The organism is Streptomyces sp. NPDC048196 (genome assembly GCF_040652715.1).
GTDB lineage: Bacteria > Actinomycetota > Actinomycetes > Streptomycetales > Streptomycetaceae > Streptomyces > Streptomyces siderophoricus.
This window is the reverse complement of sequence record NZ_JBEZMM010000102.1, coordinates 1-10414: the sequence shown is the minus strand read 5'-3', so window position 1 is coordinate 10414 and position 10414 is coordinate 1. Positions and strand designations below refer to the sequence as shown.

The following is a 10414-nucleotide window of genomic DNA, read 5'->3' as shown; positions in this document are numbered from 1 at the left end:
GGTGCGGGGCCTCGGGGGCCGGTTGTGTGGACTGCTGTCGCTTTACGTCCACACAACCGGCCCCTCCGGCCCGTCCCCTCCCGTTGGGGGAGGGGAAGAGGTGAGTGGGGGTGGGCGTTGGGGATACAAGGGGCTTTGGGGACCCCTAGGGGGAGGTCGAACAGATCCCCTAAGGGGCGTGAGCGCCCCCTGCTGGGCCACAACGTTGGCGGGTGGGTGGGTATTCCCGTGGCTACCGTGGGTCACTCCTCCACGAGGAGCTTGTCGCGGAGTTGGGCCAGGGTGCGGGCCAGGAGGCGGGAGACGTGCATCTGGGAGATGCCGACTTCCTGGGCGATCTGGGACTGGGTCATGTTGCCGAAGAAGCGGAGGAGGAGGATCTTCTTCTCGCGCGGCGGGAGGTCCTCCAGCAGCGGCTTGAGGGACTCGCGGTACTCGACGCCCTCCAGCGCCTCGTCCTCCGCGCCGAGGGTGTCGGCGACGGCCGGCGACTCGTCGTCGGTGTCCGGGACGTCCAGGGACAGCGTGCTGTAGGCGTTGGCCGACTCCAGGCCCTCCAGGACCTCTTCCTCGGAGATCGACAGGTGCTCGGCCAGCTCGTGCACCGTGGGTGCCCGGCCGTGCCGCTGGGAGAGCTCGGCGGTCGCCGTCGTCAGGGACAGCCGCAGCTCCTGGAGGCGACGCGGGACGCGGACCGCCCAGCCCTTGTCGCGGAAGTGCCGCTTGATCTCGCCGACGACCGTGGGCGTGGCGTACGTGGAGAACTCCACGCCGCGCTCCGGGTCGAAGCGGTCCACCGACTTGATCAGGCCGATGGTGGCGACCTGGGTCAGGTCGTCGAGGGGCTCGCCGCGGTTGCGGAACCGGCGGGCCAGGTGCTCCACGAGCGGGAGGTGCATGCGGACGAGGGTGTTGCGCAGCTCGGCGCGCTCCGGTGAGCCGTCGGGCAGCTTGCGCAGCTCGTAGAACATCGCCCGGGCGCCGTTGCGGTCCTGCGGCTCCTGGGAATGCTGTGGTTCCTGCAGCGTGTCGTCGGGAGCCGGAGCATCATGCCGATGCGCCTGCTGCCCCTGCTGCTCGCTCTGGTCCATGTGGTCCGCCCGCTCTGCCTGCTCCGCCGCGTCCAACCGGCCGCCGTGGTCGTCTACGCCCACCGGATGCGGCCGGGCCTGCTGACCGGGGATGGTCGCACTGGACGCCATCCGCCCGCCGCGTTCGAGATCTTTCACGGGGCCCCCTGTTCGGTCATGACGGTCCGGGACCGGCGCCGCGCTCCTTGTACAGACTGATGGTGACCGTACGGTCCTCGGCGACGGTGGAATCCACCTTGCCGGCCAGTGCGGAGAGCACCGTCCAGGCGAAGGTGTCGCGCTCCGGGGCACGGCCGTCGGTCGTCGGGGCGGACACGGTCACCTGCAGTGCGTCGTCGATCAGGCGGAAGACGCAGCTCAGCACACTGCCGGAGACGGCCTGTTGCAGCAGGATCGCGCAGGCCTCGTCGACCGCGATGCGCAGATCCTCGATCTCGTCGAGGGTGAAGTCCAAGCGGGCTGCGAGCCCGGCCGTGGCCGTACGCAGCACGGACAGGTAGGCACCCGCAGCGGGCAGACGGACTTCCACGAAGTCCTGAGTCCCGGGCTCGCCTGCGATCTGGGACACCCTCACCTCCAAGGTGGCACAAGCTGGTTGAGCTGGAATGCGCGATATTCGCGTGGTTGGGGATATTTCGCGCCGGTCCTTTCTCCCCTCGGGTGAAAGGAGAACGATCCGGCGCGGCACATGGTTCGGCTGCGACGCTATCGCGATCTGCGGGCCGATGTCGCCCGGAAGAGGCACGACTGCTCTCCGGGCGGCGAACGGCCCGCGTCACCGGACCTCCCCGCTGTCACTGATTGTAAATCCACGGGTACGGACAGTGGCTAGAGGTGTGCACCGCCAAATCGCGGGTGATTACCCTGCGTTGACGCGTGAGGCGCCCGCGAGGTTGTGCAGTGCCTCTCCAGTGAGCCGGAAGACCGTCCATTCGTCCATGGGCCGGGCACCGATCGACCGGTAAAAACCGATGGACGGTTCATTCCAATCCAGGACTGACCACTCGAAACGCTCATACCCGCGGGCCACGCAGATCTCCGCGAGGGCGGCCAGCAGCGCCTTGCCGTGGCCGCCGCCGCGCGCCTCGGGGCGGACGTAGAGGTCCTCCAGATAGACACCGTGCGTGCCCGTCCACGTCGAGAAGTTCCGGAACCACAGGGCAAAGCCCACCGGAGCGTCGTCGGCCTCGGCGATCAGCGCGAAGGCCGCCGGCTGCGGTCCGAACAACGCCTCCTTCAGCTGCGGCTCGGTGGCCCGGGCGGCCTCGGGGGCACGTTCGTAGGCGGCCAGCTCGCCGATCATGGCAAGGAGGACGGGGACGTCGTCGGGGGTCGCTTCGCGGATCATTCTTGAAGGCTAAACGGACGCCGGGGAGGACCTCACACCGGTTTTCCCGCACCCGGCTTCCGCCTCAGACCAGTTTCTGGTCGACGAAACACCAGCGCCAGGAGTCGCCCGGCTCGAAGGTCCGCATCACCGCGTGCCCGGTTTCCCGGAAATGGCCCGTCGCATGCCGGTACGGCGAGGAATCGCAGCAGCCGACGTGCCCGCAGACCAGGCACAGCCGCAGCTGTACGGGATGGCTGCCGACCGCCTCGCACTCCCGGCAGGTGGCGCTCAACGGCGCCGGTTCGGCGCGCGGAAGTCCGGCAATGTGCGTGCACTCGCTCATGATGGCCAGGTTAGATCGCCGGGACGGACGGCGACGGGGTGAGGGGACGGAACGGGCAGATGGCTGTGATGGCGCTGTTCTTGCTGGTCGCGGGCAGTGCGGCGGTCGCCGGGCTGGCCCGCAGGACACCGGTGCCGGCACCCCTGCTGCTCGTGGCCGCCGGGCTCGCCGCGTCGTACATCCCCGGCCTGCCGGACTACACCCTCGATCCGCACATCGTGCTGCCGCTGGTGCTGCCCCCGCTGCTGCACACCGCGGCACTGGAAAGCTCCTACCTGGACCTGCGGGCCAATCTGCGGCCGGTGGCGCTGCTGTCGGTGGGCTACGTGCTGTTCGCGACGCTGGTGGTCGGGTACGCGGCCTACCTCCTCGTCCCGGACCTGCCGCTGACCTCGGCGCTGGTCCTGGGGGCGGTCGTCGCCCCGCCGGACGCCGTCGCGGCCACCGCCATCGCCCGCCGGCTCGGCCTGCCGCACCGGATCACCACGATCCTGCAGGGCGAATCCCTGGTCAACGACGCCACCGCGATCACCGCCTACAAGGTGGCGGTGGCCGCGGCCGTCGGCGCCGGTGCCACCTGGAGCGACGGGATCAAGGAATTCGCCCTGGCGTCCCTGGGCGGCATCGGCATCGGGGTCGTCCTGATGGTGCCGCTGCACTGGCTGCGCGTCCGGCTGCTGGAGTCCGCGCTGCTGGAGAACACCCTCTCGCTGCTCATCCCGTTCGTCGCCTACGCGGCGGCCGAGCAGGTCGGGGCCTCCGGGGTGCTCGCCGTCGTCGTGGTGGGCCTCTATCTGGGGCACCGGTCCTGGCAGGTCGACTTCGAGACCCGGCTGCAGGAGGACGCCGTGTGGAAGGTGATCTCCTTCCTGCTGGAGTCCGCGGTCTTCGCGCTGATCGGGCTCCAGCTGCCGGTCGTGGTGCGCGGCCTGGGGGCGTACGGGGCGGGCCCGGCGCTGGCGTACGCGGCGGTGGTGTTCGTCGTCGTGGTCGGGGCCCGCTTCGTCTGGGTCTTCCCCGCGACCTTCCTGCCGCGGCTGCTCTCCGCCCGGATCCGCGCCCGCGAGCCCGGAGTGAACTGGACCGCGCCGGTGATCGTCGGCTGGGCCGGGATGCGCGGGGTGGTGTCGCTGGCCATCGCGTTCTCGGTGCCGGCCACCGTGCAGGGCGGCGGGCCCTTCCCGGGCCGCGACCTGGTGCTCTTCCTGACCTTCACCACTGTCATCGGCACCCTCGTCGTCCAGGGCCTGACCCTGCCCGCACTGATCCGCGCCCTGCGGCTGCCCGGCCGGGACGCGCAGGCCGAGACGCTGGCCGAGGCCGAGGCCCAGAACGAGGCGTCCCGGGCCGCCGAGGAACGCCTGACGGAACTGCTCAGGGACGAGCGCAACGCACTGCCCGGCCCGCTCTCGGACCGGCTGCGCACCGTCATGGAACGCCGCCGCAACTCCGTGTGGGAGCGGCTCGGCGCGGTCAACGAGGTGACCGGGGAGTCCGCCGACGAGACCTACCGGCGGCTGGCCCGGGAAATGATCGACACCGAGCGGCGGGTCTTCGTCCGGCTGCGGGACGCCCGGCGGATCGACGACGAGATGCTGCGCACGCTGCTGCGCCGGCTCGACCTGGAGGAGGCGACGGCATACCGGGAGGGCGCCTCCTGACGCCGGCGTCCTGGCGTCGGCGTCCTGAAGCAGGCGTCCCGACGCCGGCCGGTCACGCGAGCCTCAGGGCGCGCCGGTGATCACCGCGGCGACCGTGCTGCCGGCCGGGAACGCGCCCTCCTCGGCCAGCGTGGTCAGCCCGTACAGCAGCTTCGCGACGTAGACCCGCTCCAGCGGCAGCCCGTGCCGCCGCTCGAAGGCGTCCGCGAACGTGTCCAGTTCGGGCGTGCGGCGGGCGTAACCGCCGCAGTGGAAGCGGTCCTCCAGCCGCCAGTCGCCGCGGGGCCCGCCGAACGCCGCCCGCTGCAGCTCCTCGACCGTCCCCGTCAGGAAGTGCGGGCGGCCGCCCTTCAATACGGCGAAGCCGAGCGCCTGCCGGCCCGGGCCCAGCCCCGCGGCGAGACCGGCCAGCGTGCCGCCCGTGCCGCAGGCCACCCCGACCGTGTCCGCCACCCCGCGCAGCTCCCGGCCCAGCTCCGTACAGCCTTGTGCGGCAAGGGCGTTGCTGCCGCCCTCCGGGAGGACGTGGAACGCGCCGAACCGGTCGTGCAGGGCGGCCAGCACCTCCGGCTCGGACTTGCGCCGGTAGCGGTCCCGGTCGAGGAAGCACAGCCGCATCCCGTCGGCCGCGCAGCGGGCCAGCGACGGATTGAGCGGCGCACCGGCCAGCTCGTCACCGCGGACCACACCGATGGTGCCGAACCCCAGCAACCGGCCGGCCGCCGCGGTCGCCCGCAGATGGTTGGAGTACGCCCCGCCGAACGTCAGCAACGTCCGCGCCCCCGCCGCGGCCGCAGCCCGCAGATTCGGCTCCAGCTTGCGCCACTTGTTCCCCGGCAGATCCGGATGGATCAGATCGTCCCGCTTCAGCAACAGCCGCACCCCACGCCGCGCGAAGACCTCGTCCTCGACCTCCTGGAGGGGGGAGGGGAGGCGGGGGTGGAGGGCGGCGGTCGGGTCTATCGGGGCGTTCACCTCTCCAGTGTGGCCGCTGTCCGGGCTAGGCCGGGGCTCAGCCCACTGGCCACGGCGCTCAGCCCGCGGGTACGGCGCGGCTCCACAGTTCTTCGGCGTGCTCCGCGAAACGGCCGAACATCCCGCCGTCGCCCTGACGGCGCAGATGCAACAGCGGCGAGTCGTGGCCGACGAGCCGGGCCAGGTGAGGTGTGACCAGTGCCTCGCGGTCGAATCGGAACACGGACAGTGACACATGGTTCACGGCGTCGTCCGCACTGCTGTAGCGCACCTCCAGGCCCGGTACGGCCCCGACCCGTTCGAGGTGTTCCTCCGTGATCCGGATGCGGGTGGACACGCTCAGGGCGACGCCCTCGACCGCCTCCCGCTGCCTGGTGACCTCACCGGCCGGGTCACCCAGCAGGAACCTGACCCGGCACCCGTCCTCCGCCTTGCTGCGGATCGTGTCGGCGAACCGGGGGACCTGGCTCCAGAAGAAGTAGTTCGTGTATCCGGCGAGGAACAGCTCCTCGGTGGTCCCTTCGACAAGCTCAGCCCACACCGTGGATGGGCAGGCGGACCGGTACGGGTACGAGTGGACGAGCTCGCGGTCGTTTCCGGTCTTGATCCGGTCCTTCACTGCCTGGGGCCACAGCATCTCTTCATCGACTCCCAACGCCCGGCAGGCGTCCTCACGATTGCTTGCATGCGGTATCAGTCCGGGGTCCGCCAGCCACCGTTCCACGGTCTTGCCCGTGACTCCGACCCGGGCCGCGAGCTTTCGGGGCGTGAGACCGGCATCCGCCATAGCTGATCGTAGGGCGACGTTCAAGCCTTCCCCCTCGGACGTTTGGGCCGTTTCGACGGTATGCCTGCAACGGCCCAACTGTCCCGGCCACGGAGAAGATACGTCCGAAAGCGCAGGCCAGCATCGGAGTGTGAAGACACAGCCGACAACCGTGCAAGGCCCGGTGGATCTGATGTCGCCGGCGACTCAGCCCGAGGCCACCGAAGGGTGCGACGTCTGTGCGGCCTTGGTCGGGCAGCGCAGCGAGGCCCGGATCAGCGGGGATTACTCCCGTGTCTCCGACTGCAATGTGGAACTTGCTGCCCACCCGAAGCACCGGCAGCGCAGGGGACGGTAGGGATGGACATGCAGATGTGGCGAGAGAGTCGCGGCCGGGCCGAAAGCGCCGCGGAAGCGCTACGGGCGGCGATGGCCGTCCTCGGCCTCCCGGAGGCCGCCGCGGCGAAGGTGCGGCCGGTGGTGACGCACTCGGGGGCCTCGTACGTCGACCTGGGCATGATCCGGTCCGACCACGCGGAGCAGTTGGCCCAAGCGATCCGCATGGCTCTCATCCGCGTCCACTGACCTCGCCGGGCCGGTCCGGCATCGGTTGTGTCGGCCGGTCGCCGCCGCCGGCCGGGCACGTCGGGTCACAGGCTCCGCCAGGCAGAGTCGGGGACTCCAGCTCGTCCGTCACTTCAGCCGGGCCGCGATGCGGTTGCGTAGGGAGTGCATGGTGAAGCCGCGGGGGTCGATCTTGCCGGGTTGCCATTCGAGGTGGCCGATGACCGAGCGTTCGGTCCAGTGGTGGGCCCGGCAGACGGCTGCCGCGGCCTTTTCCAGGGCCGCCATCTGGGCCTCGGGCCAGGGGTCGTGGCCGTCGCCGAGGTTCTCGCACTCGAAGCCGTAGAAGGCGCGGTTGCCGTCGGTGTCGGCCTCGTTGTCCGGGGGCAGCCGCTTCTCGGCGATCACCGCGCGCAGGACGTCGCCGTCGCCCAGGCCCGCGTGGTTGGCGCGGCCGTAGCCCACCAGGTGCACCGTGCCGTCCTTGGTGATCACGCCGTGGCACAGCGGCCCCGGCAGGTCCGGCCGGCCGTCGTGGCAGACCTTGACGGTGTCCTTGGCGCCGGCGGTGCCGGTGTGGTGCACCATCACGCCGTGCACCGGGCCCCATGGGCCCTTGCTGTTGCGGTTGTGCGTCTGCCAGCCGTCGATTTCGACGACCTTGAGGTCCTCGGCCTTGAGCGCCGCGAGGAAGCGGGCGGCGGACAGCGGTTCGGACATGGCCACTCCGATACGGGACGCGGCGGCCGCCGTCCGCGCACCGCCTGCTGTCTCGCTTGTACGGGATGGCGGCGCGCCGGTGGAGGGGAACGCAAAAAAACGGATCGGTCGTTCGGTGGGTGTACGAGCGGTTTCGGCCGAGGGGTTCTTCCTGGCCTCGGGCAGGCCCGAGCAGGCCCCAGCAGACCCGGGCAGACCCAGGCAGACCGGGCAGGCTTCGGCTTTCGCCTCGGCTGTGGCGTTCCGCTCCGGCTGTGGTCTTCCGCTTCGGGTGGTGCGTTGTGTGTTGCCAGCCGGCCCTGGCCCTTGGCCGTTGGCCGTTAGCTGTGCAGGAAGGCGTCCCCGTGGGCGCTGATGTGTGCTTCGAGGGCGTTGAGCGCCTTCTGGGTCGCCTCGGGGGTACCGCTGCCCCGCTTCTCGGCGTAGTACGCGGCGCCCAGTTTCTTCAGCAGGTCGCTGCCGAGGCGGTGCTGCTGCACCTCTTCGACCTTCTGCTTGCCCTGGTTGAGCGCGCTCTGCGCCTGCTCCTTGGCGCGGTCCAGAAACCCTGACATCTGCCACCTCCGTGCGGTCCGTGTCGTAAGGGATCAACGGCTCGGACGGCCGTGAGGTTCCCGTGCCAGGCTGGGGGACGTGGGCGAACGGCGCGAGACGGATGAGCCAGCCGGTGTATGCGGGGTACTCGGGGCACCCGGGGTCCTCGGCATACTCGATGTGCCTGATGTGCCCGAGGTGCCCGATGCGACCCGGGGGTACCGGGAGCGGGCGTCGCGGGTGGACGGTGCGGTGCTGTGGACCAACACCACCGGGCCGTCGACGCGCCCCGTACTCCCCGACGGCTGCACCGACCTGATCTGGAGTGAGGGCCGGCTGCTGGTGGCGGGCCCGGACACCGGGCCGTACCACCCCGGTGGTGTGCCGCCCGGCACGGGCTACACCGGGCTGCGGTTCGCGCCGGGCCAGGGCCCCGCCGTCTTCGGCGTACCGGCACACGAACTGCGCGACCGGCGCGTCCCGTTGGCGGACCTGTGGCCCGCGGCGCACGTACGGGAGTTGACCGAGCGGGCGGCGGCGGGGGTGACGGCGGGGGTGGGCCGGGTGCTGGAGGAGGCGGCCGGGGCGCGGCTCCGGCAGGCCGCGGCGGGGGCCGCGGGTGACGCCCGGACCGCCGCCGTCGCCGCTGCGCTGGCCCGCGGCCGGCCGGTGGCCGAGGTCGCCCGGGCGGTCGCGTTGAGCGAACGCCAGCTGCACCGCCTGAGCCTGGACGCCTTCGGCTACGGTCCCAAGACGCTCGCCCGGGTGCTCCGCTTCGTGCGGGCCCTGGAGCTGGCGCGTGCCGGAATGCCGTACGCCGAGGTCGCGGTGCGCGCGGGATACGCGGACCAGGCCCACCTCGCCCGCGAGGTGAAGTCGCTGGCGGGGGCCCCGATGGGGGCGCTGCTCGGCTCGGGTTAGCGTGTGCGCATGGACTACCAGGCCGTTCTCCAGGAGGTAGCGGCCCACGCCAGGCCGTACGTGGGACAGGGACAGGTCGCCGACTACATACCGGCGCTGGAACGGGTGTCCGCGGACCGGTTCGGGATCGCGGTCGCCGACATCCACGGCGAGGTGTACGGGGTCGGCGACTGGGAGGTGCCGTTCTCCGTGCAGTCCATCTCCAAGACCTTCTCGCTGGCGCTGGTGATGGCCCAGAGCCCCGGCAGCCAGGGCGGTGACGGCAACCACGGTGGCAACGGCGCGCACGGCGGTAACGGTGCGCGCGGCGGTAACGGGGCTTCCGGCGGTAGCGGTGCTTCCGGTGGCCCCGGCGGGTACGACATCTGGAAGCGGGTCGGCCGCGAGCCCTCCGGTACGCCGTTCAATTCGCTGGTCCAGCTGGAGGCGGAGAACGGCATTCCGCGCAATCCGTTCATCAACGCGGGCGCGCTGGTCGTCACCGACCGGCTGCAGACCCTCACCGGTGACGCCAGCACCTCGATGCTGCACTTCCTGCGCGAGGAGAGCGGCAACCCCGAGCTGGCCTTCGACCAGGCGGTGGCCGACTCCGAGGCCGCGCACGGCGACCGCAATGCCGCGCTCGCCCACTTCATGGCGTCCTTCGGCAACCTGGAGAACCCGGTCCCCAGCGTCATCCAGCACTACTTCTGGCAGTGCTCCATCGAGATGAGCTGCCGCGATCTGGCCGTGGCCGGCGGCTTCCTGGCCCGCCACGGGCTGCGCGCCGACGGCAGCCGGCTGCTGGAGGCCCGCGAGGCCAAGCGGATCAACGCGGTGATGCTGACCTGCGGTACGTACGACGCGGCCGGGGAGTTCGCCTACCGGGTCGGGCTGCCCGCCAAGAGCGGTGTCGGCGGCGGCATCTTCGCCGTGATCCCCGGCCGCTGCACGCTGTGCGTCTGGAGCCCGGGCCTGGACGCCCGCGGCAACTCCGTCGCGGGCGCCGCGGCGCTGGACCACTTCACGACGCTGACCGGCTGGTCGGTGTTCTGAGCACCGGATTTCTCGGCCTCGGGGTTCTGGACGCCGGGTGACGAGCACCGGCGGGCCGTCGGCACCTGCCCGGTTCCGGGCAGCGGCCGGCCGTTCCGGCTGCCGTTGTGGCCCCCGACCCGCTGGCGCATCGTAAGGGTAGGAGGTGGACCGCCATGGAGCACGAGATCCGCGCCGAGTACGAGGAAGGTCTGCTGCCGCACGAGGACACCCCGGTCAAGCTCTGGCACATGACGCGCATCGGCAGCACCACCGCGATGTGCGGACGGGACCTGGCCCCGGCCGCCGCCACCCAGACGGCCGAAGCCTGGGGCACGCCGAAGGCCGAGCCGTTCTGCTTCCTGTGCGGCGCGCAGTACCTGCGGGAGCAGCCCGGGCACTAGGTGTGCTGTCCCGGGACGTTGGTGACAGGCGACATGCCTTGAGCGGTCCTTGAAAGAGGCGAGGGCCTTCTGGTTTCGATGTGGATTGCGA

At 71.2% G+C, this 10414-nt stretch carries 13 protein-coding genes; 5 read left to right on the top strand and 8 right to left on the bottom strand.

What is annotated here, in order from left to right; genetic code table 11:
- Window positions 1–242: 242 nt before the first annotated feature.
- The 4 genes from AB0E02_RS39035 to AB0E02_RS39020 form a co-directional block, all read right to left on the bottom strand.
- Window positions 243–1202, bottom strand: coding sequence for an RNA polymerase sigma factor SigF (locus AB0E02_RS39035; protein ID WP_261957436.1), 960 nt, complete (start codon window positions 1200–1202; stop codon window positions 243–245).
- A gap of 43 nt (window positions 1203–1245) precedes the next feature.
- Complete coding sequence (locus tag AB0E02_RS39030; RefSeq protein ID WP_030413515.1) at window positions 1246–1659, bottom strand: anti-sigma regulatory factor; 414 nt, start codon at window positions 1657–1659, stop codon at window positions 1246–1248.
- Between the two features lie 291 nt (window positions 1660–1950).
- Window positions 1951–2439 (bottom strand): GNAT family N-acetyltransferase, encoded by a 489-nt coding sequence (locus tag AB0E02_RS39025; RefSeq protein ID WP_362149487.1) that lies wholly within the window; start codon window positions 2437–2439, stop codon window positions 1951–1953.
- A gap of 64 nt (window positions 2440–2503) precedes the next feature.
- The gene (locus tag AB0E02_RS39020) at window positions 2504–2764 is read right to left on the bottom strand and encodes a UBP-type zinc finger domain-containing protein (RefSeq protein ID WP_030806356.1); all 261 of its coding nucleotides are present in this window, start codon (window positions 2762–2764) and stop codon (window positions 2504–2506) included.
- Window positions 2765–2823: 59 nt separating this feature from the next.
- Here AB0E02_RS39020 and AB0E02_RS39015 point away from each other — a divergent pair, with 59 nt between their 5' ends.
- Complete coding sequence (locus tag AB0E02_RS39015) at window positions 2824–4425, top strand: Na+/H+ antiporter (RefSeq protein WP_362149483.1); 1602 nt, start codon at window positions 2824–2826, stop codon at window positions 4423–4425.
- Window positions 4426–4488: 63 nt separating this feature from the next.
- On the opposite strand, the gene AB0E02_RS39010 is transcribed toward AB0E02_RS39015, so the two are convergent.
- Together AB0E02_RS39010 and AB0E02_RS39005 are read right to left on the bottom strand one after the other, a co-directional pair.
- Entirely contained in the window at window positions 4489–5400 is a 912-nt protein-coding gene (locus AB0E02_RS39010) for a pyridoxal-phosphate dependent enzyme (RefSeq protein ID WP_362149480.1), read from the bottom strand.
- 58 nt (window positions 5401–5458) lie between these two features.
- Window positions 5459–6187 carry an XRE family transcriptional regulator gene (locus AB0E02_RS39005; protein WP_362149477.1) on the bottom strand — a complete coding sequence of 243 codons (729 nt, stop codon included), beginning with the start codon at window positions 6185–6187 and terminating at the stop codon, window positions 5459–5461.
- Window positions 6188–6538: 351 nt separating this feature from the next.
- Between AB0E02_RS39005 and AB0E02_RS39000 the strand changes: the two genes are divergently transcribed.
- Complete coding sequence (locus tag AB0E02_RS39000) at window positions 6539–6751, top strand: hypothetical protein (protein ID WP_362149474.1); 213 nt, start codon at window positions 6539–6541, stop codon at window positions 6749–6751.
- Window positions 6752–6859: 108 nt separating this feature from the next.
- On the opposite strand, the gene AB0E02_RS38995 is transcribed toward AB0E02_RS39000, so the two are convergent.
- On the bottom strand, window positions 6860–7450 hold the full coding sequence (locus tag AB0E02_RS38995) for an N-acetylmuramoyl-L-alanine amidase (protein ID WP_362149471.1): 591 nt from the start codon (window positions 7448–7450) through the stop codon (window positions 6860–6862).
- A 320-nt stretch (window positions 7451–7770) separates the two neighbouring features.
- Window positions 7771–8004, bottom strand: coding sequence for a hypothetical protein (locus tag AB0E02_RS38990; RefSeq protein WP_362149468.1), 234 nt, complete (start codon window positions 8002–8004; stop codon window positions 7771–7773).
- A gap of 178 nt (window positions 8005–8182) precedes the next feature.
- On the opposite strand from AB0E02_RS38990, the gene AB0E02_RS38985 reads away from it, so the two are divergent.
- From AB0E02_RS38985 to AB0E02_RS38975, 3 genes are all read left to right on the top strand, one after another.
- A complete protein-coding gene (locus AB0E02_RS38985; RefSeq protein ID WP_362149465.1) occupies window positions 8183–8905 on the top strand; it encodes a helix-turn-helix domain-containing protein in 723 nt (240 codons plus the stop codon).
- Between the two features lie 9 nt (window positions 8906–8914).
- The gene (locus tag AB0E02_RS38980) at window positions 8915–9940 is read left to right on the top strand and encodes a glutaminase (protein ID WP_362149462.1); all 1026 of its coding nucleotides are present in this window, start codon (window positions 8915–8917) and stop codon (window positions 9938–9940) included.
- A 155-nt stretch (window positions 9941–10095) separates the two neighbouring features.
- A complete protein-coding gene (locus tag AB0E02_RS38975) occupies window positions 10096–10323 on the top strand; it encodes a hypothetical protein (RefSeq protein WP_030415993.1) in 228 nt (75 codons plus the stop codon).
- The last annotated feature ends 91 nt before the right edge of the window (window positions 10324–10414 follow it).